Origin of the sequence: Kitasatospora sp. NPDC094016 (genome assembly GCF_040304045.1) — a bacterium.
Classification (GTDB): domain Bacteria; phylum Actinomycetota; class Actinomycetes; order Streptomycetales; family Streptomycetaceae; genus Kitasatospora.
This window is the reverse complement of sequence record NZ_JBEOUK010000002.1, coordinates 149417-173230: the sequence shown is the minus strand read 5'-3', so window position 1 is coordinate 173230 and position 23814 is coordinate 149417. Positions and strand designations below refer to the sequence as shown.

The 23814-nt window shown below is 72.7% G+C and carries 20 protein-coding genes and 2 pseudogenes; 6 read left to right on the top strand and 16 right to left on the bottom strand.

Annotated features, from left to right (window positions below):
* Nucleotides 1–96: 96 nt before the first annotated feature.
* Both ABT015_RS37950 and ABT015_RS02540 read right to left on the bottom strand, forming a co-directional pair.
* Nucleotides 97–606 carry a tetratricopeptide repeat protein gene (locus ABT015_RS37950; protein ID WP_502897259.1) on the bottom strand — a complete coding sequence of 170 codons (510 nt, stop codon included), beginning with the start codon at nt 604–606 and terminating at the stop codon, nt 97–99.
* Between the two features lie 195 nt (nt 607–801).
* Nucleotides 802–1146 (bottom strand): annotated as a pseudogene (locus ABT015_RS02540) (glycoside hydrolase family 15 protein); the annotation flags it as partial.
* A gap of 80 nt (nt 1147–1226) precedes the next feature.
* On the opposite strand from ABT015_RS02540, the gene ABT015_RS02535 reads away from it, so the two are divergent.
* Nucleotides 1227–1475 (top strand): alpha/beta fold hydrolase, encoded by a 249-nt coding sequence (locus tag ABT015_RS02535; protein WP_350875948.1) that lies wholly within the window; start codon nt 1227–1229, stop codon nt 1473–1475.
* Nucleotides 1476–1577: 102 nt separating this feature from the next.
* Here ABT015_RS02535 and ABT015_RS02530 read toward each other — a convergent pair whose 3' ends face one another.
* Entirely contained in the window at nt 1578–1943 is a 366-nt protein-coding gene (locus ABT015_RS02530) for a darcynin family protein (protein ID WP_350875946.1), read from the bottom strand.
* Nucleotides 1944–2023: 80 nt separating this feature from the next.
* Nucleotides 2024–2917, bottom strand: a complete 894-nt coding sequence (locus ABT015_RS02525) for an NAD(P)H-binding protein (RefSeq protein ID WP_350875944.1) — start codon at nt 2915–2917, stop codon at nt 2024–2026.
* A 104-nt stretch (nt 2918–3021) separates the two neighbouring features.
* Here ABT015_RS02525 and ABT015_RS02520 point away from each other — a divergent pair, with 104 nt between their 5' ends.
* Nucleotides 3022–4005: a LysR family transcriptional regulator gene (locus ABT015_RS02520; RefSeq protein ID WP_350875942.1), complete on the top strand. Its 984-nt coding sequence runs from the start codon at nt 3022–3024 to the stop codon at nt 4003–4005.
* Nucleotides 4006–4031: 26 nt separating this feature from the next.
* Here ABT015_RS02520 and ABT015_RS02515 read toward each other — a convergent pair whose 3' ends face one another.
* From ABT015_RS02515 to ABT015_RS02490, 6 genes and pseudogenes are all read right to left on the bottom strand, one after another.
* The gene (locus ABT015_RS02515) at nt 4032–5228 is read right to left on the bottom strand and encodes a cytochrome P450 (RefSeq protein WP_350875940.1); all 1197 of its coding nucleotides are present in this window, start codon (nt 5226–5228) and stop codon (nt 4032–4034) included.
* Between the two features lie 31 nt (nt 5229–5259).
* Nucleotides 5260–6633 carry an NAD(P)/FAD-dependent oxidoreductase gene (locus ABT015_RS02510; protein WP_350875938.1) on the bottom strand — a complete coding sequence of 458 codons (1374 nt, stop codon included), beginning with the start codon at nt 6631–6633 and terminating at the stop codon, nt 5260–5262.
* Entirely contained in the window at nt 6623–6832 is a 210-nt protein-coding gene (locus tag ABT015_RS02505; protein WP_350875936.1) for a ferredoxin, read from the bottom strand. The genes ABT015_RS02510 and ABT015_RS02505 overlap by 11 nt, the downstream gene beginning before the upstream one ends.
* Nucleotides 6833–7098: 266 nt before the next feature.
* Nucleotides 7099–8304, bottom strand: a complete 1206-nt coding sequence (locus ABT015_RS02500) for a cytochrome P450 (RefSeq protein ID WP_350875934.1) — start codon at nt 8302–8304, stop codon at nt 7099–7101.
* 93 nt (nt 8305–8397) lie between these two features.
* Complete coding sequence (locus ABT015_RS02495; RefSeq protein ID WP_350875932.1) at nt 8398–8616, bottom strand: ferredoxin; 219 nt, start codon at nt 8614–8616, stop codon at nt 8398–8400.
* A gap of 164 nt (nt 8617–8780) precedes the next feature.
* Nucleotides 8781–9089, bottom strand: a pseudogene (locus ABT015_RS02490) (ATP dependent DNA ligase); the annotation flags it as partial.
* 281 nt (nt 9090–9370) lie between these two features.
* Here ABT015_RS02490 and ABT015_RS02485 point away from each other — a divergent pair.
* Complete coding sequence (locus tag ABT015_RS02485) at nt 9371–15553, top strand: DNRLRE domain-containing protein (protein WP_350875930.1); 6183 nt, start codon at nt 9371–9373, stop codon at nt 15551–15553.
* The gene (locus ABT015_RS02480) at nt 15550–15807 is read left to right on the top strand and encodes a hypothetical protein (protein ID WP_350875928.1); all 258 of its coding nucleotides are present in this window, start codon (nt 15550–15552) and stop codon (nt 15805–15807) included. Before ABT015_RS02485 ends, ABT015_RS02480 begins: the two co-directional genes overlap by 4 nt.
* 144 nt (nt 15808–15951) lie before the next feature.
* Here ABT015_RS02480 and ABT015_RS02475 read toward each other — a convergent pair whose 3' ends face one another.
* The 3 genes from ABT015_RS02475 to ABT015_RS02465 all read right to left on the bottom strand — a co-directional run bounded on the left by ABT015_RS02475 (nt 15952) and on the right by ABT015_RS02465 (nt 18980).
* Nucleotides 15952–16869 (bottom strand): phosphatase PAP2 family protein, encoded by a 918-nt coding sequence (locus ABT015_RS02475; protein WP_350875926.1) that lies wholly within the window; start codon nt 16867–16869, stop codon nt 15952–15954.
* A gap of 156 nt (nt 16870–17025) precedes the next feature.
* On the bottom strand, nt 17026–17688 hold the full coding sequence (locus tag ABT015_RS02470) for a response regulator (RefSeq protein WP_350875924.1): 663 nt from the start codon (nt 17686–17688) through the stop codon (nt 17026–17028).
* Nucleotides 17685–18980 carry a sensor histidine kinase gene (locus ABT015_RS02465; protein WP_350875922.1) on the bottom strand — a complete coding sequence of 432 codons (1296 nt, stop codon included), beginning with the start codon at nt 18978–18980 and terminating at the stop codon, nt 17685–17687. Before ABT015_RS02465 ends, ABT015_RS02470 begins: the two co-directional genes overlap by 4 nt.
* 325 nt (nt 18981–19305) lie before the next feature.
* Here ABT015_RS02465 and ABT015_RS02460 point away from each other — a divergent pair, with 325 nt between their 5' ends.
* Nucleotides 19306–20805 carry an alpha/beta hydrolase family protein gene (locus ABT015_RS02460; RefSeq protein ID WP_350876329.1) on the top strand — a complete coding sequence of 500 codons (1500 nt, stop codon included), beginning with the start codon at nt 19306–19308 and terminating at the stop codon, nt 20803–20805.
* A 111-nt stretch (nt 20806–20916) separates the two neighbouring features.
* On the opposite strand, the gene ABT015_RS02455 is transcribed toward ABT015_RS02460, so the two are convergent.
* Entirely contained in the window at nt 20917–21405 is a 489-nt protein-coding gene (locus tag ABT015_RS02455; RefSeq protein ID WP_350875920.1) for an SRPBCC family protein, read from the bottom strand.
* Between the two features lie 63 nt (nt 21406–21468).
* Here ABT015_RS02455 and ABT015_RS02450 point away from each other — a divergent pair, with 63 nt between their 5' ends.
* Nucleotides 21469–22137 (top strand): TetR/AcrR family transcriptional regulator, encoded by a 669-nt coding sequence (locus ABT015_RS02450; RefSeq protein WP_350875918.1) that lies wholly within the window; start codon nt 21469–21471, stop codon nt 22135–22137.
* Here ABT015_RS02450 and ABT015_RS02445 read toward each other — a convergent pair.
* Both ABT015_RS02445 and ABT015_RS02440 read right to left on the bottom strand, forming a co-directional pair.
* Entirely contained in the window at nt 22104–23036 is a 933-nt protein-coding gene (locus tag ABT015_RS02445; protein WP_350875916.1) for a glycoside hydrolase family 18 protein, read from the bottom strand. The genes ABT015_RS02450 and ABT015_RS02445 overlap by 34 nt on opposite strands.
* 229 nt (nt 23037–23265) lie before the next feature.
* Nucleotides 23266–23691: a VOC family protein gene (locus ABT015_RS02440; RefSeq protein ID WP_350875914.1), complete on the bottom strand. Its 426-nt coding sequence runs from the start codon at nt 23689–23691 to the stop codon at nt 23266–23268.
* Between the last annotated feature and the right edge of the window lie 123 nt (nt 23692–23814).

Sequence of the window (23814 nt, the reverse complement as noted above, 5' to 3'; positions counted from 1 at the left end):
CCAACTCGCAGGACTGATTGGGATGTTGTTGATCGCCTCGGACACTGCGCCGGGGCTGCGCCGAGCCCGGCGGGCCGCGGGGCCGGTGAGCGCGGGTCACTGGTGCAGCAGGGCGAGGAGCCGGTTGTGGAGGAGTTCCTCGTCGCGGGTGGCGCCCAGGTTCCGGTACTGGTCCTGGCTGGCGGTGTACCAGTTGACGGCGGCTTCGGCCTGTCCGGCGCGTTCGGCGGCCTGTCCGAGGTACTCGATGGCGTGGGCCGACCAGTGGCGGTGGCCGAGGTGCGCGAACTCCTGCACGGCGATGCTGATGGTCCAGTTCGCGGGGTCGTGCTGACTGGCGAGGGACTGGGCTTCTCCCAGGAACACCCGCGCCCTGGCCACGTTCAGTGGGTCGGGCGGGGTGAGCGATTCGAGGTCGGTGAGGGCCTGCTGGAGCAGTGGGAGCGCGAGGTCCGTGTTGCCCTGACGGGCGGCGGCGGAGCCGAGGAGGATCTCGGCGAGGCCGGTGCCGCGCCGGTCGCCGAGGTCGGCGTAGAGCGTGATCGCACGGGTGAGTTCGGGCTCGGCGGCGGCGTACTGCTCGACGTCGTAGAGGGTGGCGCCGATGCCGGCCGTGCACTGCCGCGATGCGGCTGGCGTCCTGGTCCTCGGTGGCGAGGGTGCGGCCCTCCTCGTAGAGCCGCAGCGCCTCCTCGTGGGCTCCGGTGCGCTTGTGCGAGATGGCCAGGGTGGTGGTCATCTCGTAGATGGCCAGGCGGTGGCCCCAGAGCCGGGCGAAGCCGAGCTTGTGGCAGGGGACGCTCAGGTCGGTGCGCCGCAGGCGGTGGAAGAGCCGCCACAGGTCGTGGACCAGGACCACGGCCGCGGGAAGTTGCCGACCTGGCGCCCCAGCCGCGGGTCCCACTCCTCGGCGAGCAGGCCCAGGTCGCTGCGCAGCGCCAGCAGCCGGTCGAACAGCTCGCGCGCCTCCTGCACCCGGCCGATCATGGCGAGGTCGTCGGCCAGCCAGAACGAGCAGGCCAGGAAGGCGCCCTCGTGGCCGGACAGGCCGTCGACGTTGTTGCCGCTCTCGTCGTGGGTCGGGTAGCGCAGCACGAAGCCGTCCTCGGTGGACAGCTCGCGCTGGATCGCCTCGATGGTCCTTCGCCGCCGCCGTTCGGGGCCTCGTCGAGGGGGGTTCACCCGCCGGGACGGACCCGGCGCTCAAGGACGCGTACGCCGAGAGGATGACCGCGGTGCGCCAGCCCGCGGGCCTGCGGGCCATCGAGGGCCTGGTGCGCTGGGACATGGACGCGGCCCTGCGCGAGACGAGGCAGCCGATCACCGTGTTCGCGATACGCGACCTGGTGACACGGGAAGCGATCGACCGGTACCGGGACCGCCTCGACATCGTGCTCATCGACCTCGGCAGCCACCACTTCCCGGTCGAGGCCCCCGAGGAGACGGCGAAACTGCTCTCCGGCGTCAGGTTCTGACTCGACGCCAGCCCACCGGTGCGCCGCTGCGGGCCGCGGGCCCGCCTGACCGCGAGCGGTCAGGGGGCATCGGCGCTCGTGCGCAGGTGGGCGGGCGGTGTGTCAGGTGGCGATGGTGGCGACGGGTTCGAGGCCGTAGGTTCGCGCGTAGCCGTTCTCGGTGCCGACGAGGAGGTCGACGACCTCGAAGTAGCGGTCCCAGAAGGGGGTTTCGCGCAGTGCGTCGACGAGGAGCCGGTAGGCGTGGTGGTCGTCGGCCTCCCACACCCAGACGTCGGTGACACGAGCGGAGTAGAACTCCGTGTCGTAGAAGCGTGACCGGACGCCGGTGGTCCTGGCCTCGATGGCCGGCAGGACCTGGGTGGTGAAGGCGTCCACGCGTTCCTCGACGGTCAGTGCGAGCCACTCGGGCGTGGTCTTGACCAGCATGAACGCCGTGACCGGCGGTTCGGACTTTTCAGCGGACATCGGGGGGCCTCCGAAGCGGCAGATGGGTCGTGGTCGTGGTTCGCCGGGCTCTGTGCCGCCCCGGCGCCGGGCGATGGACTTCAGGAGAGGACCGCGGGCTTGAGGGTCCGGGCGCACCACTGCTCGAAGCCGGTGGCGGAGGCGGTGTCCGGGGTGCGGACGACGCCGGCGTCGAGGCCCTCGTCCTTGGCCCGCTTCATGTCGACCACGCCCCGGGCGAACGCCTCGTCGAGGCCGTAGCCGACGAGGGTGGTGTACAGCTCGTCGAACGACTGGCGTTCGTAGCGGACGGGGCGGCCGAGCTGCTCGGTCATGATGCGGGCCAGGTCGTTCGGGGACAGGTCCCGCGGGCCCAGGACCGGGACGCTGCCGGTGCCGGTCCACGAGCGGTCCAGCAACAGGCCGACCGCGGCCGCCGCGATGTCGGCGACGGCCACGAACGGGGCCTTGCGGTCGGCGTCGACGGAGTCGGTGAAGACGCCCTTCTCACGGATCGAGTCGGCTTCCTCCAGGAGGTTCTCGAAGAAGGACGGGTTGGCCAGGGCCCGGTAGGCGACGCCGGTGCCGGCGATGAGGTCGTCCATGGCGAGGGAGGCGGTGACGAGGCCCGCTCGGTCGGCGAGCGGGGTGCCGCGGCCGAGCGCGGAGACGCCGACGACGTGGCCGACGCCGTGGGCGACGAGCGCCTCGGTGGCGGGGCGGGTGAAACCGCTGTAGGCGTCGTACGGGGTCAGGGAGGCGTCCGGGGGGACGAGCCAGAAGACCGCGTCCGCGCCCTCGAAGGACCGGTCGAGGACCTCGGCGTCCGCGTGCGAGCCGGTGACCACCTCGACGCGTCCGCGCGCCGCGTCCGGAAGCCGGGCGGGATCGCGCACGATCACGCGCAGTTCCTCGCCCGCGGCGGGGGCGGACTCCAGGAGCCGGGAGAGCAGGTGGCGGCCGATGTTCCCGGTGGGACCAGTGATGACGATCATGAAAACCTCGTAGCTGGTGCTGGTTTCGGTATGCCCTCATCCTGCTGAGGCCCACCGTGCTGCCACAATGGGAACTTCAGCACGGAATCATTGACTGAAATGGAATGATGCTGGTGAGCAGCCCGGATCCGGTCATCGACGCCAATCTCGCCATCGCTCTGGATGCCTTGCTGGCCGAGCACAGCGTGACCCGCGCCGCCGCACGACTGCACACCTCGCCCGCCGCCATGAGCCGCACCCTGGCCCGGCTGCGCCGCATCCTCCAGGACCCCCTCCTGGTCCGGGCCGGACAGACCATGGTTCCCACCCCGCGCGCCCAGGCCTTGCGCGAGGAAGCCGCCGCAGTGGTGCGCAGCCTCGGCGCGCTGCTCGGTCCCGGCACGAGCGTCGACCCCGCCGGCCTCCGCAACACCTTCACCCTCCAGGCCGCCGACCTGGTCGGCGCGGCCTTGGCGCCCGGGCTGCTGCGACTGGCCCGGCGGGAGGCGCCGGGGGTCTCGTTCCGGATCCGGGCCGAGGAACTGGAGGCCGGGCCCGCCCTGCGCGACGGCCGGATCGACCTGGAGGTCGGGTCCATCGACCACGTGGACCCCGAAACCCAGGTCGAGGAACTGGTCAGCCTCCGCATGGTCGCGGCCGTCCGGCCCGGCCATCCGCTCACCGAAGGACCGCTGACCTTGGCCCGGCTCGCGGCCGCCCACCACGCCGCGGTCAGCCGCCGCGGCCGGTTCACCGGCCCCCTCGACGCCGCCCTGGCCGAGCAGGACCTCCACCGGCGGGTCAGCATCGTCCTCCCCAGCCACCTGGCCGCGATGACCCTCGCCACCCGCAGCGACCTCGTCTGCCTCGTACCCGCCGCACTCCCCGGCGCCGCCCCCTCGCCCCTCACCCACGACGCCGGCGCCCTCGGACTGCACCTCCTCGACATCCCCCTGGCCCTGCCGCCCCTGACCATCGGCATGGCCTGGCACCCCCGGCACACGGCCGACGGGGCCCACCGCTGGCTCCGCGACACCGTCCGCCGGGTTCTCCGCACGCCGGCGGCAGCTTCTGGGCCCACCGCGGCGGACGCGATCGGCCCCGCATAGGACGACGCCGCCCCGGCCCGCTGGCTTCAGAGGTGGACGGGCAGGTGGCGGGGTCCGCGGAGCATGGCGTTCTGCCGGTAGGGGGGCGGATCCTGGACCAGGCGTGCCGCGCCGAGGCGGGGGATCAGCGCGCCGAGCGCGGCCTCGGCTTCGATGCGGGCGAGTGGTGCGCCGTAGCACAGGTGGATACCGCTGCCGAAGCCGAGGTGCTGGTTGTCCGGGCGGGTGGGGTCGAACCGGTCCGGCGCGTGGAACCGCTTGGGGTCGCGGTTGCCCGAGGCCAGCGCGAGCACGACGGTGGCGCCTTGGGGGATGGTGGTGCCGCCGACGTCGATGTCGGCGAGGGGGATGCGCTCGCGCATGTGAACCGGGGGTTCGTAGCGCAGCAGTTCCTCCACCGCTCGCGGCATCAGGTCCGGTTCGCGACGCAGCCGGTCCAGCTGCTCGGGCTGGCGCAGCAGGGTGAGCACCCCGTTGGTGATCAGGTTCACCGTGGTCTCGTGTCCGGCGATGAGCAGCAGCACGGCGGTTTCCGCGAGTTCTTCCTGGGTGAGCCGCAGGGCCGGGTCCGGTTCGTTGACGAAGGCGGAGAGCATGTCGTCGCTCGGATTGCCGCGGCGCTTCTCGGCGAGGCCCGCCAGGTACCGGCCCATCTCGCCACGCGCCTGTTCGCCCGCTTGGTCGCCCGCCTCGTCCCGCTCGGAGGAGTCCTCTTCGGGCCGGACGTCGGCGGACGCGACGATCGCGTCGGACCACGCCCGGAAGAGCGGCTCGTCCTCACGCGGCACGCCGAGCAGGCGGCAGATCACCGTGACGGGCAGCGGGTAGGCGAGGTCGTCGACGATGTCGATCCGACCGCCCGCCTGGAACGGCTCCATCAGTTCCCCGGTGAGCCGGACGATCTCGCCGCGCATGGCATCGACCCGGCACGGGCTGTGCGGGGGGCCGAACGGCCGCATGGCCAAGGTGCGCAGTCTGTGGTGCTCCGGGTCGTCGAGCCGCAGGAACGGCGGCTTGTGCGTCGTCTCGCCACAGATGCGGGGGTCGACACTCATCCGTGGATCGTGGAGCAGGGCGGCGACCTCGTGGTAGGTGCCGATCAGGTAGCTGCCGTCTGCCTGCCGCACGACGGGACCGGCCTCGCGGAGTTCCGCGTACAGCGGGTAGGGGTTGGGGCGGTTCGCGTAGTCGGTGATCCGTGCCAGCAAGGTGTCGGAGTCCATGGTGGCTCCTCGTCGTTGGGCGGGACGTGGGTCAGCCGGTGGGCCGCACCACGGTCAGTCGACGGTCGGGCAGGTATCCGGTGAGCGCCACGGTGGGGCCGTGGGACAGCCCCTTCGGATCCGGCACGTCGGACGGAATCGGGATGTCCGCCGCGAGCGCGCGGTCCGCCGCGCCGGGCGGGGGCGGGAACGGCGCGGCCGTCTCGATCAGGTGCCGGTAGTAGTCGAGCGACTTGGCCATGTCGACGGTGACCGCCGCGGTGACCCGCCCCTGGTAGCCGTAGACCATCGCCAGACGGCGCGCCTCCAGAGAACCCTGGGCGATGACCACGTGGTCGGAGAAGGTGGGCACGCCCACCGACTTGATGTTGAGCCCGAACTGGGTCGACCAGAACGTCGGGAGGGCGAGGTGCGGGCGCCGCAGGGGACCTGGACTGACCATGTTGTGGGCCGCCACCCCGGCCTGTTCGACCGCGTTCCCCCAGTGTTCGAGGGAGAGCATCTGGTAACCGAACAGCGGGTGGGGGAAGCGGGAGACGTCGCCGGCGACGAAGACGTCGTCCGTGACGATTCCGTACATGGTGAAGGCGCGGCACCCGGCGTCGCAGGCGATTCCGCGCGGGCCCGCCGCCAGGCCGGAATCCGCCAACCACTCGACGTTGCGGACCGCCCCCAACGCCACGACGCACACGTCCGCCTCGACGCGGCTGCCGTCGGACAGCTCCGCGCCGGTGAAGCGGCCGCCGCCGTCCCCGCGCAGGGCGGTGACCGTCACGCCGGTGCGCAGGTCCACACCGTGGTTGCGCTGCATGGCGGCCGCGAGTTTCGCCAGGGTGCCGCCGAGCGCGCCCACCAGAGGTGCGGGACCGCGTTCGGCGACGGTGACGTCCAGTCCGCGTTCCCGGCAGGCCGAGGCGATCTCCGAACCGGTGAAGCCGCCGCCGATCACCAGCACCCGCCGTGGCCCGGCGGCCAACCGCAGGGCCAAGCCGCCGGCGTCCTCGCGGGTACGCAGGGTGAACACCCCGTCCAGGGCGGCCTCCTGCGGATGGGGCCAGGGACGCGCCCGGGTCCCGGTGGCGATCAGCAACCGGTCGTACGGCAGCGACTCGCCATCGGCCAGCATCACCCGCTTCCCCAGGGGGTCCAGGCCGGTGGCGCGTACACCCAGCCGCCACTCGGCGTCCGGATCCCGGCGCATCGGCAGCCCGGTGGAGTCCGCCGCAGCGTGGCCCAGCAGCACCTGCTTGGACAGCGGCGGCCGGTCGTAGGGCGGATGGGGCTCGTCGCCGACCACGGTCAGTGAGCCGGTGAAGCCCTCCTCCCGCAGCGCCTCCGCGGCCCGCAACCCGGCCAGCGACGCGCCGACGACGACGATCCGGCCCGCTTCCTGGTCACCGGCCATCAGCGCTCACCTCCTCACCGAGGAGGATGGCCTGGACCGGGCACGCCGCCGCGGCCTGGCGCACGCGCTCGACCTGGTCTTCGGGGACAGCCGGGGCATACAGCAGTCCCTCCTCGCCGTGCAGCTGGAACACCCTCGGCGCGAGAAACACGCACTGTGCGTAGCCCTGGCAACGCGTGAGGTCCACAACGGTCCGCATCCCCACCACTTCCTCTGCCGCCGTACCCCCTCTCTCTTCCAGCATGGAACGAGAACCGGACGCGCGCAGCACGGGCCGAGAACCGGGCGCGGGCGCGGCAACCGCTCGGGGACGCCCCGAGGGAGAACACCACGGCGTCACCACCGGCACTCCCGCCGGCACCGTCACCGCAGCCGCTCTCGTCATCCGGCTCCGCACATGATCGCCCGGACAGCTCCGCCCAGGTCCGCCTGGTACTCCGGTGAGAGTTCTCCGTTGAGCCCCGCTCACCAGGTCACGGGCAGTGACCGCATCCCGTAGATGAACGACTCGGTACGGAACTCGCGCTCGCCGGTCAGCCGCAGCCCCGGCAGCCGGCGGAACAGCGTCTCCAGGGCGATCTGGAGTTCGGCGCGGGCCAGCGGCTGGCCCAGGCACTGGTGCACGCCGAAGCCGAACGCCAGGTGCCGCCGGGCGTCCCGGTGCAGGTCCAGCTCGTCCGTCGCCCGATGGCCGGCGCCGCCGAACACCGCCTCGTCCCGGTTGGCGGTGGAGAGCATCGCGATCACGCCCTCCCCGGCCCGGACGGTGACGCCGCCCAGCTCCACGTCCTCCAGCGCCACCCGGGGCAGGCCGGTGTGCACGATGGTCAGCAGCCGCAACAGCTCCTCCACCGCGCCCGGCAGGGTGGCCGGGTCGGCCAGGCCGGGGATCTGCTCGGGGTGCTCCAGCAGCAGCGCGGTCGACAGCGCGATCATGTTCGCGGTCGTCTCGTGCCCGGCGATCAGCAGCAGCACGCCCGTGGCGGCCACGTCGTCCGGGGTCAGGTCGTCCCGCGCCGCGAGTCGGCTGAGGACGTCGTCCTCCGGCTGTGCGCGCTTGCGGGCCGTCAGGTCGCGCAGGTAGTCCAGGACCTCCTCCTGGGCCTCCCGGAGCTGCTCCACGGTGCTCTCCTGGCTGAGCATCGTGCGGCTCAGGCTCTGGAAGCGGTCGTGGTCCTCGTACGGCACGCCGAGCAGCAGGCAGATCACCAGCGAGGGCACCGGCAGCGCGAAGTCGGTGACCAGGTCGGCCGTGGTCCGGCCCGCGGTCATCCGGTCCAGTGCCCCGTCCACGATCCGCTGGATCTCCGGGCGCAGCGCCTCCACCCGCTTGACCAGGAATTCCCCGGTGATCACGCGGCGCTGGCGGGCGTGCTCGGGGTCGTCGAGCCGCAGGAAGTCCGGATTGTCGGTGATCAGCTCGCGAGCGCCGGCGACCAGCAGCGGGAAGGCCGGGTGGCGTATGTCGGCACTGAACCGGCGGTCGGACAGCACGGTGCGGACCTCGGCGAAGCCGGTGACCAGCCAGCAGAGGTCGCCGTCGGGCAGCTCGGCCCTGGTCACCGGCCCGGTGGCGGCGGCCTCGGCGTACGCGGGCGGCGGGCCGAACGGGCAGCCGCCGGAGTGCCGGGCCGGCAGCGGGAGGATGGGGGTGGTGGGTGCGGTGGTCAAGGCGGGGGTCTCCTCACGTCGCGGGTGTTCTCGTGGGGTTCGGGGCCCGGGAAGGTTCCCGGCGCGGCCTGCGGGGCCGGCGGCGGGGGTCCGTCAGGCCCCGGTCCGCGCGGGCTCGTCCCCGGTGACGGTGATCGCCCGGCCCGGGCAGAGCTCGGAGGCGAGTCTGACGTCGTCGAACTGCTCGGGCAGCACGACGGTCTGACGGAGCCTCACGAGACTGTCCCGGTCGTCCTGGTCGAAGACCGCGGGGGCGTTCATCACGCACAAGCCGGAGCTGCAGCAACGGTCCCGGTCGACGCTCACCTGCATGTCTGGCACCTTTCGCCAGGGCGGCGCCGGCTGCCCGGCGGCCGCCGCTCGTTGTCACGGTCAACCTAGCCGTCGCCAGTCCGTTCACGGAGGGGTACGGTGGCCGGATCGAGAATGGCTGATTCGACCCCTGTGCGTGAACTCCCATGGCGGCGCAATGCGTTTCAACCCGCGGTACTTCGCCGGACGGGTCGGCGGACCCGGGCACGCGGACGGCCTCGCAAGCCTTCGGCGGTGGCCAACTCCCGTACGGAGGCCACCGTGTCGGCCTCGGCGGCGCTCTTGTCCGGCCGGTAGCGCACCACCCGGGCGAACCGCAGGGCCGGCCCGGCGGGGTGGTGGGGGCTGCGCCGGAGGCCGTCGAAGGCGACCTCGACGACCAGTTCCGGCCGGACCGGCACCGCCCGGGCGTCCCACCCGGTCTCCCGGGCGAGCAACTCGGCGGTCTGCCAGGCGAGCGTCCGGTCGGTCAGCCGGAACGGCCCCGCCCTACCGGCGGTGGCGGCCGGTAAGCGGCCGGCGCCGCTGACGTAACGCGCAGGGCGCGGGCGCGGTTGCCTACGCCATGATCACGGTCACGTGAATCTTGTCGAAACAAGATCATTATTTGATGATCCTTTGGTGTTGTTTGACCCCATCTTTGATCTTGCCGCCCACTCCTATGCTCCGAGAGCGCCGTCGAGCGACGGTGTCCCAAGGAGTCGATATGAACAGACGGATGACCACACGACGCAGACCCGGCAGGCCTGTTGGCATGCGGACGCTGAGCGGGTCGCTGGCCCTGGCCGTGGCGGTGTCGCTGCTGGCCGGGTCCGAGACGGCCCTCGCCGCGTCGCCGAGCGCGGCGGCGAAGGCGGGCAAGGGAGCCGGGCAGTGGGCCACGTCCGCCGCCGACGTACCGTCGGCGAGGGTCGCGGCGCGGCTGTCCGGGCAGCGGGTGGAGGCGCTCTCCGAGCGTACGGAGACGTCGACGACGTGGGTGAACAAGGACGGTTCGCTCACCACCGAGCTGTTCGCGGGCCCGGTCCGTTTCCAGCGTGACGGCCAGTGGGTGGACGTCGACCTCGGCCTCCAGGCCGGCGCGGACGGGTCGGTGGCACCGAAGGCCCACCCGAACGCGCTGCGGCTCGCCGGTGCCGGCGGCACCCGGGCGAAGTCGCTGCTCCACGCGCAGGCGGCGGCCCCGGACGACGCCCGCACCCTGGTGACCCTCGGACAGGGCGACCAGCAGGTCGAGCTCCAGTGGCGGGGCGGCCTGCCCAAGCCCGCCCTGGACGGCACGAAGGCCACCTACCGGGACGCGATCGCGGACGGCGCGGCCGACCTGGTCGTGGAGGCCACCCGGACCGGCTTCGAGCAGTACACGGTGCTCAAGCAGCGCCCGAGCGCCGCCGGGTTCTCGTACACGATGCCGCTGAAGGCCGACGGCCTGAAGGCCGAGGTCCAGCCGGACGGCGGCGTGCTGTTCACCGACAAGCGCACCGGCGAGCGGCGGGCCGTGCTCCCGGCGCCGGTGATGTGGGACGCGACGGCCGCCGCCGAGGGCTCCGGCGAGCACGCCCGGCAGGCGAAGGTCGGCCTGAAGGTCGTTCAGCGCGGCGACGGCATCGACCTGGTGTTCACGCCGGACGCCGCGTTCCTCGCGGACCCGAAGACGCAGTACCCGGTGACGGTCGACCCCTCCACCACGGCCCTCGGCAACGCCTTCGACACCCGGGTGCAGCAGGGCGAGACGGTCGACTGGTCGGCCGACACCGAGATCTACTGGGGCAACTCCGGCACCAAGAACGCGGACGGCTCCTCCCGCCAGGCCCGGTCGTTCATCAACTGGAACACCGCGCCGATCGCGGACGCGCTGATCACCAACGCCAGCCTGTCGCTGTACAACTTCCACTCCGGCAACAGCGACTGCCAGCCCTACGCGTGGGACATCTGGGACACCGGCCTCGCCTCGACCGCCTCGCGCTGGACGGCGCAGCCCTCCTGGAACGCCAAGAAGGCCACCGGCACCGAGACCAAGGGCCGGGACGCCTGCGGCGGCGACGGCTGGATCACCGCGGACGTCACCAACCTGGTGCAGACCTGGACGTCGGCGAAGAACACCACCTCGGGCATGGGGCTGCGCGCCCCGGACGAGACCAACACCAAGTACTGGAAGGAGGTGAACTCCGCCAACGCCGCGACCAACGTCCCGAAGCTGACGGTGACGTACAACTACCGCCCCCGGACCGGGACGGACCAGCAGGCCGGCTCCCCGTTCTACAAGGACACCGCCGGCACCTGGTGGGTCAACTCCACCACCCCGACGCTGCGCGACACCTTCGTCGACCCGAACAACGACAAGGTCGACGGCACCTTCCAGATCTTCGACACCGCCACCGACACCCAGGTGGGCAACGTCCTGGTCTCCCCGTACGTGCCGAGCGGGGCCCCGGCCTCCGTCAAGGTCCCGGCCGGTGTGCTGACCAACGGCAAAACGTACAAGTTCCGCACCTCCCCGTACGACGGGCTGCACTACAACAACAACTGGTCGGCGTGGGCCACCTTCACGGTCGACACCTCCGCCCCCTCGGCGCCCGCCGCGCTCTCCTCCACCGACTACCCGTCGGGCCAGTGGGTCAAGGGCCCCGGCCAGGCCGGTTCCTTCACCGCGACCCCGCCGGCCGGTGACCAGAACGCGCTGGAGTGGACGCTCGACGGCGCGACCTGGACGAAGGTCGCGACGAACGGCTCCGCCGCGCCCGTGACCTTCACCGTGACCCCGGCCAAGGCCGGCACCAACACCCTCCAGGTGCGGGCGGTGGACCGGGCGGAGAACAAGTCCGAGGCCCGTACCCACACCTTCCAGGTCGGCGCGGGCGGTGTCACCTCCCCGAACGACGGCACCCGCACGGCGGCGCGCCTGCCGCTCACCGCCGAGGCCGACGCCGCCCGGTACGACCAGGTGGCCTTCTCCTGGCGGCGCTCCGACGCCGACGCCTGGACGCGGATCCCCGCCGGCGACATCACCAACGGCGGTGCCGCGCCGGCGGCCTGGCCCGTGCCCCTCACCGCCGGTAAGAGCCCGGCGCTCACCTGGAACGCCACCTCCACGGTGAGCCCGGACGGCACCGTCCAGCTCCGCGCGGACTTCACCGGCCCGGGCGCCGCCGCCGTCTCCTCGGAGCCGGTGCGGGTCGTCGTCGACCGCAAGGCCGACGGCGCGGCGACGGAGAACGTCGGCCCCGGTGCGCTGAACCTGCTCACCGGCGACCTCAGGGTCCCGGCCACCGACGTGTCGCTGTTCGGCATGACGGTCGGCCGCACGCACTCCTCGCGTGACCCGCGGGCCGCCGCCGGCCAGGACGGCCAGGCGGCGGTCTTCGGCCCCAACTGGGTGTCCAGCGTGTCGTCGAGCCTGTCCGCCTCGGAGTACACGGAGATCCGCAGGACCTCCGGCACCTCGCTCAGCGTGATGTCCGCCGACGGCTCCGCCGTCTCCTTCACCTCGAACGCGGCCGGCAACGGCTGGACGCCCGAGCCGGGCAGCGAGGACCTCACCCTGAGCGGCTCCTTCGGCGCCGACTTCACGCTCTCCGGCACCGAGGGCACCGTCACCACCTTCGCCAAGGCCGATCCGGCCGCCGCCACCTGGACGGTGACCTCCACGCTCCAGGGCGGGCTGGCCAACACCACCACCAGCGTGGTGTCGGAGACGACCGTGGTCGGCGGCAGGACGCTGGCCCGGCCGAAGCTCGTCATCGCGCCGACCACCGCGGCCACCCCGGCGGTGTGCGCGGCGAACGTCGCCGCCAAGGGCTGCCGCGTCCTCCAGTTCGTCTACGCCACCGCGACCACCGCCACCGGCGTCACCGCCGACACCGAGTTCGGTGACGTCGCCGGGCAGGTCAGCGCGATCCGGCTCTGGAGCACCGCGCCCGGGGCCGCCGCGGCCACCGCCACCGACGTCGCCGTCTACCGCTACGACTCGGCCGGGCGGCTGCGCCAGACCTGGGACCCGCGGCTCGGCCAGAGCAGTCAGAACCAGTACACCTACTACACCCAGGGTGCCGACGACGGCCTGCTCTCCTCCGTCCAGCTCAGCGGCACCCGCGCCACCTCGCTGGCGTACGGCACCGTCGACGCCAACCCGGCCGCGGGCCCGGGCATGCTGACGAAGACCTGGCACGACACCCTCGCCCCCGGCACCACGGGCACGGTGAACGGCACCGCCACCACCACGGTCGTCTACGGCGTCCCGCTCTCCGGCGCGAAGGCGCCGGAGGACCTCTCCGCGCCGGCCGCCTCCGCGTGGGGCCAGAGCGACCTGCCGACCGACGCCACCGCGGTGTTCCCGCCGGACCAGGCCCCCGCCTCCAACAACGGCACCGACCTCGGCGCCGGCGACTACACCCGGGCGAGCGTCACCTACCTGAACGCCTCCGGCCGCCAGGTCAACCAGGCCACCCCGGGCCACCACGTCACCACCACCGAGTACGACAACCAGGGCCACCAGGTCCGCAGCCTGACCGCGGGCAACCGCGAGCTCGCCCTCGGGGCCACCACCGCGACCAAGGCCCAACTGGCCGACCTCGGCATCGACACCCTGCCCTCCGCCGAACGCGCCCGGCTCCTGTCGAGCAGCAGCGCCTACAGCGCGGACGGCCAGCAGGAGACCGACGTCTACGACCCGCTCCACCGCATCACCCTCGCCACCGACGCCACCTCCGGTGCGACCGTCCTGGCGAAGGCCGGCACCCAACTGCCCGCCCGCCAGCACACCGTGAAGACCTACGACGAGGGCCGGCCGACCGACGGCACCGCCAAGATCAAGAACCAAATCACCCTCACCTCCACCGGCGCCCGGCTCCGCGCCTGGCCCGACCTGCTGGTCGACGCCCGCCAGGACCGCACCGCCTACAACTGGGCGCTCGGCGTGCCCACCGCCCAGATCAAGGACAGCGGCGGCCTCGCCCTGACCACCACCACCGGCTACGACGGCCAGGGCCGGGTCGTCTCGACCCAGCAGCCGGCCTCCACCGGCTCCGACGCGGCGGCCGGCTGGACCACCTACTACACCGCCGGCGGCACCGGCACCTGCGGCAACCGCCCCGAGTGGGCCGACCTCGTCTGCCAGACCGGGCCCGCCGCGGCCATCACCGGCGGCGGCGCCAACCCCGCACAACTGCCCACCAGAACAACCCAGTACGGGCAGTTCGGCCAGGCCGTCCGCACCACCGAGACGGCCAACGGCGTCACCCGCACCACCGTGACCGACACCGACGCCGCAGGGCGCCCCACCACCGTCACCGTCACCGACGGCCTCGGCACCCCGGCCCCCGCCGCCACCACCACGTACCACCCGGGCACCGGCGCCGTCACCCGCCAGACGTCCGCCACCGGCGGCACCATCACCAAGGGCTACGACGAACTCGGCCGCCTGATCTCCTACACCGACGCCGACGGCGCCGTCACCACCACGGAGTACGACGCCCTCAACCGCCCCACCAAGGTCACCGACACCTCCCCCTCCACCACCACCTACACCTACGACACCGCCGTCGACCCGCGCGGCCTGGCGACCTCGGTGACGGACTCCGTCGCCGGCACCCTCACCGCCCGCTACGACGCCGACGGCGCACCGCTCACCCAGGGCCTGCCCGGCGGCTACACCCGGACCGACGACAAGGACCCGGCCGGCACCACCACCAGCCGCACCTACACCCGCGACAGCGACGGCCTCGTGCTGGTCTCCGACGGCATCACCGAGACCATCCACGGCCAGCGGGCCACCCACACCGGCACCCCCGGCGTCACCGCGGCCCAGACCTACGCCTACGACCGGGCCGGCCGGCTCCTCCAGGTCCAGGACACCTCGACCGACGCCGTCTGCACCACCCGCACCTACACCTTCGACCGCGACACCAACCGCACCGCGCTGGCCACCGCCGACGCCGCCCGCGGCCAGACCTGCACCACCACCGGGGGCACCACCCAGACCGGCAGCTACGACACCGCCGACCGCCTGGTGAGCCCCGGCCACACCTACGACGCGTTCGGTCGCACCACCGCACTGCCCGGCAGCACCCTCGCGTACTACAACACCGACCTGGTGCAGCAGCAGACCAGCGGCACCAACCGGCAGAGCTGGACCCTCGACTCGGCCCAGCGCTTCCGCGCCTGGACCACCGAGACCAACACCGCCGGCACCTGGGCCCAGACCGGTCTGCGGACCAACCACTACGGCTCCGACACCGACAGCCCCCGCTGGATCACCGAGGACACCGCGGGCACCCTGACCCGCAACGTCACCGGCCCCGCCGGCACCCTCGCCGCCACCACCGCGAAGACCGGCGGCACCGTCCTGCAACTCGCCAACCTGCACGGCGACATCACCCTGCGGCTGCCGCTGGACACCGCCGTCGCGCCCACCGTCCTCGACTACGACGAGTACGGCCAGCCGCGCACCGGCCAGCCCGGCACCCGCTACGCCTGGCTCGGCGACAAGCAGCGCTCCGACGAGACCCCGAGCGCCCTCACCCTCATGGGAGCGCGCCTCTACAACCCGGCCACCGGCCGCTTCCTCTCCCCCGACCCGGTCCAGGGAGCGAGCGCCAACGCCTACGACTACTGCAACGCCGACCCGGTCAACTGCACCGACCTCAACGGCCGGATGCCCGGCTGGCTGAAGGCCGCGCTCAAGGCCGCCGTCGCCCGCGCCGTCCAACTGTCCGTCACCGCGGCCGTGGCCGCCTGGATCCCCTTCCTGGCACCCTGGGCGCTCCACATCGGCAACTGCGCCGGCGGCGCCTGCGCCGGTGTACTGTTCGGGAGCGGCGGCTGGAAGCAGCGCATCGTCTGGGCCGTCGCCGGCTGCCTCGCGGGCTTCGTCTTCGACCGCGGCGTCTCCCAGCGGATCGTCGACAAGGTGATCGGCGTGGTCAGGAGGTTCGTGTGACATCCACGGAGTCGGCGGAGTCGGCGGAGGAACCGGCAGCGCGCCGGGCGAGCCCGCTGCGCCTCGCCGCGACCAACGGGGCCTGGCTCGCCCCGTCCTTCCTCGCCGCCTACCTGCTCGCCGACCGGCTCACCGCCGACGCCACCACCCGCACCTGGTGCACCCTGCTCCTCGCACCGGTGATCGGCCTGGCCCTGCGCGCCACGGCCACCCTCGTGGCCCGCCGTCGGCGGGCGCGGACCAGCCGCCGCTAGGCGAACGCACATCCTGCAACAGGCCGACCCGCCGGTGCCACCGGCGGGTCGGCCTGTTCCGTGCCTGTTCCGTGCCTGTTCCACAGCCGCATCCGACCGGATTCACTCCGCCCTGCCGCCGACCGGGAAATGCTCACCGGACGGTCAGCCGACCACAGGCCGTGTACGACGCGCGGCGCGGGCAGGGCCCTCCACCACGGTGAACCAGACCAGGACCGCGCACAGGAAGGCCGCGGCCGCGAAGAGCAGCGGTCCCTGGACGGAGTCGTCCCGCGCGCCGGCGGCGAGCGCGGCGGCCGCCGACAGGACGAGGGCGACGGCCGGCAGAGCGCGAGGAGTGCGCGCGACGCCCGGTGCGGCGGAGGACGGCAGCAGCCGGAGCGCGAGACCGTAGCAGGCGCAGCCCAGCAGCGCGGCCCCCAGCACGTCGCTGGGCCGGTGGTGGTAGAGCGCCTGCACGGCAGCGGCGGTGACGGTGAGCCACAGCATGCCGACCGCGGTGACGTAGGGGCGCAGGCGAGGGGAGGCGACCAGGGCGGCGCCGAGGACCAGTCCGATGGGGACGGCCGCGTGCCCGCTGGGGAAGCTCACCTCGGTGAGCATGGCGGGCGCGTTCACCAGGTCGGGGCGGGGCAGGACCATCTTGCTGCACACCTCGGTGCCGCCGAACGTGCCCAGGACGACCCCGATCGCCGCGACGCCCTGCGACCAGCACCGCCGCACCAGGGCGACGACCACGATCACGGCCGTTCCCACGACCAGGGTGGGCAGGGCGGTGAACTCCAGCGGCGGCATGGCCGCCGAGTCGAAGGCCGACCCCGACCAGTCCCAGATCCACGCCGGTTCGCCGCCGTGCCCGTTCATCAGGGAGTTCTCCCCCCGCTGCCCGAACGGGGTCCAGACGGCGAGCAGGTAGACCGCCACGAACCCCAGAGCGCACAGCAGAGCCGGCAGCCACGGCCGTACCGACCGCGCGGGGCCCCCTCCGGCCGGGGTCCCCGGGGCCTGCCCGGGTGCGTCCGGCCCGGGTGCGGGCAGGGCCGGGTGATCGTGCTGAGTCATCACTGTCCTTCTGCTCGCAACTCGGGGAGCCGCGAGCCCTGGTCGTAGACGACTTGGTTTGAACGGGGACGCCGACGACGACGACGCGGTTCCCGTCCCGACACCGGCCCCGGACCCGGACCCGGACTGAGGACGTCGCCGTCGGCCCCTGCGGCGTCATGCCGGGTGGATGAGGCGGCTCTCGTAGGCGAAGACCACGGCCTGTATCCGGTCGCGGAGTTCGAGCTTGTGCAGGATTCGCCCCAGATGGGACTTCACGGTCGCCTCCGCGAGGTGCAGGGCGGCCGCGATCTCAGTGTTGGACAGGCCGCAGCCCACCTGGACGAGCACCTCGCGCTCACGGGCGCTGAGCCGGCTCAGCCGATGGTCGGGGCCGGCGCTGCTGCCGTCGGGGATGTGCGGGCGCAGCTGCTCCAGCAGGAGGCGGGTGATCCGCGGGGACACCACCGCGTCGCCCGCGGCGACGCTGCGTATCGCGGTGAGCAGTTCCTCGGGCCTGGTGTTCTTCAGCAGGAAACCCGAGGCTCCGGCGCCGAGTCCGGCGAAGGCGTATTCGTCCAGGTCGAAGGTGGTGAGGATCAGCACCCTGCTGTGCGGGGAGGCCCGGATGACCTGCCGGGTCGCCTCGATCCCGTCGATCCCGGGCATCCGGACGTCCATGAGGACGACATCGGGGCGCAGCTCCCGGGCGAGGCGTACGGCCTGGGCGCCGTCCGCGGCCTCGCCGACCGGTGCCATGTCGGGATGGGCCTCCAGGACCGTGCTGAAGGCCATCCGGAGCAGTGCTTCGTCGTCGGCGATCAGGATGCGGATCGTCATGCGGACGCCGCTCCGCCGCTGTCGAGGAAGAGGCGGGTGTGGACTCCCCAGCCGCCACCCGGAAGCGGTCCGGCCCGCAACGACCCTCCGTAGGCGGCCGAGCGTTCGCGCATGCCGGGGATGCCGTGGCCGGACGGTGTGGCACCGGGAAGCGGCGGGCGGGGGCCGCTGTCGGTGACGTCCACGGTGACGGTCCCGGCCGAGCACCGTAGCCGGACCTTCGCGCGTGTGCCGGTGGGTGTGTGCTTGAGGGTGTTGGTCAAGGCTTCCTGTACCAGGCGGTAGACGGTCAGTTGGGCGGTGGCGGGTATGTGGGTGTGGCCGCCCTGGACCTCGATGCGGGTCGGCAGCCCGGCGGCGCACATCTGGTCGGCGAGGGCCTCCAGTTGGGCGATGCCGGGCAACGGGTGGCGTTCCGCGTCCGGTTCGTCGGTCCGCAGGACGCCCAGCGAGCGCCGCATGTCGGTCAGGGCCTGCCGGCCCGTCTCGGAGATCTGGAGCATCGCGGTGGTGGCCTTGTCGGGCGACCGGTGCTGCGCGTAGACGGCGGCGTCGGTGAGCGCGACCATGACGGACAGGTTGTGGGTGACGATGTCGTGCATCTCCCGGGTGATACGTGTCCTCTCCTCGGCGACGGCCAGTCGCGCCTGCTGTTCCTGCTGCTGCTCCAGGCGTGCGGCCCGTTCCTCCACGGCCGCGAGGTAGGCACGCGTGGTCCGCACGTTCACACCCAGGACGGCGGCGGCGACGACCATCGCGGTGACCGCGACGAAGGGGGTCAGGAACGCGCCTTCCGTCGCCCAGCGCAGGCAGGCCAGCAGGGCCCCCGCCTCCACGACGGCACCGGCGAGAAGCGCGCCGCGCCGGCCCGAGTTCGCGGCCGCCGCGTAGAGGGCCACCAACAGGCAGACGTCCGCCGGAAGTTGAATGTCCGTCAGCCACTGGACGAAGGCCGCGGCCGCCACGGCGCCGAACACCGCGAGCGGGGCCCGGCGCCGACACACCAGGGGCAGCGCGAGGGCGGCGGTGAGGGCGACGGCCACCGGCAGCTCGTGCGGTGCCCGGGTGGTGACGATGTTGAGCAGGAGAAGCGTCGGCAGCAGCGAGTCCCACACCACGGGCGGCAGCCGGGAGCACCGGCGCCCGGCAGCTGTCACCAGTCGCGCGGCTCGCACGGAGGCCAGGTCGGCGTACCTCGTCAGCCGTGAGGCCGTCCTCGCCCAGCGCGCCCGCGGCAACGCCCGCACCCGATCCCGGTAGGCACTGCCGGGTTCCGCGGCCGCCTCGGTCATCACACGTCCCTGTCGATCCAGCGTCATGGTGGCCCCGGCCGGGGCTACCACCGCGTACAGCCGGATCCGAGTCGAGTACGGGGAACGTACGCCTCGCGCCGCCCGGCACGTATCGCGGCCCTGTCACGGTAGGCCACGGGCCCCACAGAGCACATGAGTCCACCGTCTGACGGCGCCGTGCCCGGATACGCCCGCAGGAGGAGTCCCGCCACCTCCCGTGGTCGTAGGGCGGCCGCCGATCCGGCGTGCCCGATTGCCACTCCGGTCGCACCGCGAGCTGCCACGGATTGCGACCCCGGTGGCACACGACGGCGACCCGGGATCGATGTGGCAGCGCGTACCCGGCGCCGAATATGGCCTGGTGACCGAGATCATCACGGGGCTGTACATGTCCCCCCTGGAAATCCTTGCCCTGCTGGGCGCCGTCGCACTGGTGGTGGCGCGCTGGCTTCCCCCCTCCGCCCGTCCACGCGTCACGATCGCGGCGGGGGCGGTTCTCGTGCTGTCCGCGATCCTGCTGGGCGTGACAGGGATCCGCTGGCAGATGCTGCCGGTACTGGCAGGCGCCGCCTTCGCGCTGCCGTTCGCCCTCTCCCCCCTGCTGCGGCCGCTTCGGCGCCGTCCCGGCCGGCCCGCGTGGCGGGCCCGCTGGTGGCTGGCGCTGCCGGGATCGCTGGCCTGCGTCGGCCTGATCGCCACGGGCCCGGCGGCCGCCTGGGCCCTTCCCGTACCCGAGTTCCCCACCCCGACAGGCGAGTTCGCGGTCGGCACCCGCGTGGTCCAGTGGACCGACCCGCGCCGTCCCGAGACCTTCACCGCCGATCCGGACGACCGGCGCACGGTCGTGGTCCAGCTCTGGTACCCCGCGCAGAAGAGCCCCGCCGGCGCGCAGCGGGCCCAGTACCTCGGACGCACGGAGCACGAGGCGCGCACCGTCTCCGACGCCCTCGCCCGCCAGGTCGGCCTGCCGGGTTTCCTGGTCGACGGTGTCCCGCGTGCCCACACCCATGCCGTCTTCGACGCCCCGGTGGACAGCGGGCGGGGGCGGTTCCCCGTCGTCCTGTTCTCTCCCGGGTCGGGCGGAGTACGGACCCAGAACACCGCCTGGGCGGAGGAACTGGCCAGCCACGGCTACGTGGTCGCCGCCCTCGACCACCCGTACGACTCCGCCGCCGTCGTCCTCTCCGACGGCCGGACGATCACCACCGAGACCTCCTCCACCGGCGACCCGGACCAGGACGAGAAACTGGCGGCCGACTGGACCGCGATTCGGGCCGCCGACCTCGGCTTCGTCCTCACCCGACTGGACGGCCTGGACCGGGGTGAGACCGCCGACCCGCTGAGCGGACACCTGGACACCGGCCGGGCCGCGGTGGCCGGACACTCCATGGGCGGCGCCGCCGCCCTCCAGGCAGCCCGGCAGGACCGCCGCTTCCACGCCGTCATCGACCTGGACGGCTACCCCCACGGCCCCGCCTCCCCCGCCCTCGACCAGCCGACGCTCGCGCTCACCCAGGCCATCACCCCGGCAACCGACCCGCGCTACCTGCCCCGCCTCACCGAGGCGCTCAAGTCCAGCACCACGACGAGCTACCGGCTCACCATCCCCGGCGCCGCGCATCTCACGTTCATGGACGGCCCCCTGTATCTGCCGCCCGTGCCCTCGATCGTCGGCTCCCTGGGCCGCACCGAGAGCCCGCGCGTCGTCGCCGCAGCCACTCTCGCCTTCCTGGACGCCACTCTGCGGGGCAAACCCGGCGACCTGGCGGGCGCTCTGCCGGCCTACGGCAACCTCAGCGTCTACCGCCCGGACAGCTCCCGCTGACCAACTGTTCCGGGGCACGTACGCCTGCCGGACGAGGACGACGAGATCAGACGAGATCATCGGCCGGACGGCCGCGCTCGAAACCGCCGGCAGGCGGCCCCGTGTCGCTGTTCACCTGTGTGCGAACGCACGGAGCAGGCGCACGTACGGGGTCCAGCGGGCCGGGCGGGCCACCGTGCCCGTGCAGGCGAGCTCGGCGCGGTCCAGGCCGTCCTCCAGGCAGGCGTCGTGCATCGGGCGCCAGGCCGCCGGCCAGGTCAGGCGAGCCAGGCCGCCGGCCTTCATCGCGAGGGTGTGCCGCAGCACGGTGCGTTCGTCGCCGACGGGCAGCACCGTGAACTCGTGGAAGCCGTGGAATCCGCGCGGCCCGCTGAAGGTGAAGCGGATCCAGACCCCGGGCACGTACGCGGTGACCGTGTAGCGGACCGGGCCGTGGCCGCCGGTCGCGCCGACCGCCAGTGGGCGGTCGAACTCCATCGCGGGCCAGTCCGGGCGCGGCCAGAGCCGGTCCGCCGGGCCGCCTGACAGGTTGTCGATGAGCGCGCCCACCTCGCTCGCCTTGGCGGCCAGCAGGCGCTCGTGCACGTTGTAGACGCCCATGCGTCCTCCCCTCCAGATTATTAGAGACCATCCTCTAATAATCTGGAGGGTACCCTCTGATTCATGGCGAGACCACCCCGCTTCGACACCGACCAGATCCTCGACGCCGCCGTCCGGCTGGCCGCCGCCGGGCCCGCAGGCGTGACCATGTCCGCCGTCGCCCAGGCGATCGGCGCGCCGAGCGGCTCCATGTACCACCGCTTCCCCGGCCGTACGGCGCTGCTCGCCGAGGTGTGGCTGCGGACCGTGGAGCGTTTCCAGGAGGGGTACTTCGCCGCACTCGGCAGCGCCCCCGACCCCCACCCGACCGCCCGCGCGGCCGCCCGGCACGTCATCTCCTGGAGCCGCGCCCACCCGCAGGAAGCCTCGCTCCTCCTCTACGGCGCCGAGGAGTTCGGCCGCGCCGACTGGTCCGAGGACCACAAGGAGCGCGCGGACCTCGGCAGCCGACGCGTCCTCGACTCCATCGGCTCCCTCGCCGAAGCCCTCGGCGCGGCGGGCCCCCAGGACCACGAGCGCGTCACCCTGGCCCTGATCGACCTGCCGCTGTCCGTGGTCCGCCGCCATCTGCGCGCCGGGCAGCCGCTGCCACCGCACGCAGAAGACCTCACCGAGGACTGCACGACGGCTCTGCTGGCCGGCGTGGAGGCTCCGCGGTCGGATGCCACGGAACCGGAGGACTGCGCGGAGCTACACCGTCAGACCTTGGCCGCCGGGGCGACGAGCGCCTGACGGACGGCGCAGTACCAACTGGCGGGGCCGCTAGGGCAGTTGGGGCCGTCGATGGCCCGGGAGAGCGCGTATTCCCAGCCCGCGGCACCGGCGAAGTCCGGGTACTTTTCGGCGAGAGCGCGCAGGGTCCGCTGGAGGACCGGCATGTCGACGTAGCCCTCGCAGTCCAGGTTGTCGTTGGTGATGCCGGCGGCGACGACCTTGGAGGCGGGGAACTGGTTCCGGATGACCGCATCGTAGTCGGCGGTGTCGGCGAGGCTGCCGTTGCCGCAGTAGAACTGGGTGTTGTACCAGCGGATCAGGGGGCCGACCTGCTTCTCGAGCGTGCGGTAGTCGAGGAAGGGGAGGTTGCTGCCCTCGGGCATGGTGAGCTCGCCGGGCCCCGGGGCAAGAGTGATCAGGAAGTCCGGCCCGAAGTCGGAGCGCAGCTGACGGATGAGCCTCTCGGCGGTCGCCTCGTGGAACGCTTCCTCGACGTCGAGGTCGATGCCGTCCAGCCGGTACGTCCTGAGGGCGTCGCGGACGGGCGGGTAGTACATGCCGAAGTCCTTGTCGAGCAGCCCGTACGTCCCCTGCGCGGCGCCGCCGAGGAGTGCGGTGACCTTGACGCCCTTCGCCTGCACCGAGGCGATGTCACGCCACATCGGAACGTACTTGGGCGCGGAGGGCGGGTCGTCGTTCAGGGTGAGGATCGGGTACTGGGTGGGGTTGTTGAGGTGGAACGCGGCCACCTCCACCACGTCCGCGTGACCGATCAGGGGCACCGGGGAGACGTACTGGCTGCCTGGGTCACCCGTGGTCGTGCCGGTCTGGTAGAACGCGACGACGTGGCGGGTCGCCGACGTCTTCGCCGCGGAAGAGGTGCCTCGCACCCCATCCGGGTGTCCGTGACTGCTCATGGGCGGGTTCCTCCTGGGTGATCGGCCACAGACCTGCTGTGGGTCACCAGGAAGCGTGCCGTCCCGCCCTGGAGGGTCGTGCGCATTCCCGCCACGCGTCCTGGAATTCCACTCCGCCAGCCCCGTACCACCGCCGCCGCCCATCGGCCCGGCCCGCCGGGTCGAGGCCGGCGAGGCCGGTGTCGCGCTCGGCCCGACGGGCTCCCCGTCTCGCCGGCTCGGGGGAGGCTCAGTCGACGCAGAACTCGTTGCCCTCGATGTCCTGCATCACGATGCACGAATCGTGGCCGTCGTAGAGCAGTTGCACGCGTACCGCGCCGAGCGCGAGCAGCCGGGTGCACTCGGCTTCGAGCGTGGCGAGGCGCTCCTCGCCCACGAGCCCGGTGCCGACCCGCACGTCGAGGTGCACCCGGTTCTTGGCGACCTTCCCTTCGGGAACGCGCTGGAAGAACAGTCTCGGCCCCACACCCGAGGGGTCGATGCAGGCGGACCACGAACCCCGGTCCTCAGCGGGCTGGGAGCGGTCGTACTCGTCCCAGGTGGCGAACCCCTTCGGCGGCGGCGATTCGTACCCCAGCACCTCGCACCAGAAGCGGGCGACGCGCCGGGGTTCCGCGCAGTCGAAGGTGACTTGGAACTTCTTGATCGGTGACATAAGCGCACCATAACAGGGGGGTTGTCGCCCATCTCCGGCCCAGAATCCGCACGTTGGCGCTCCCGAAGCGGCAGGGCCGGATCCTCCAGGAGAACCGGGAGCCCCGCAGCCGCGGGAGTGCCA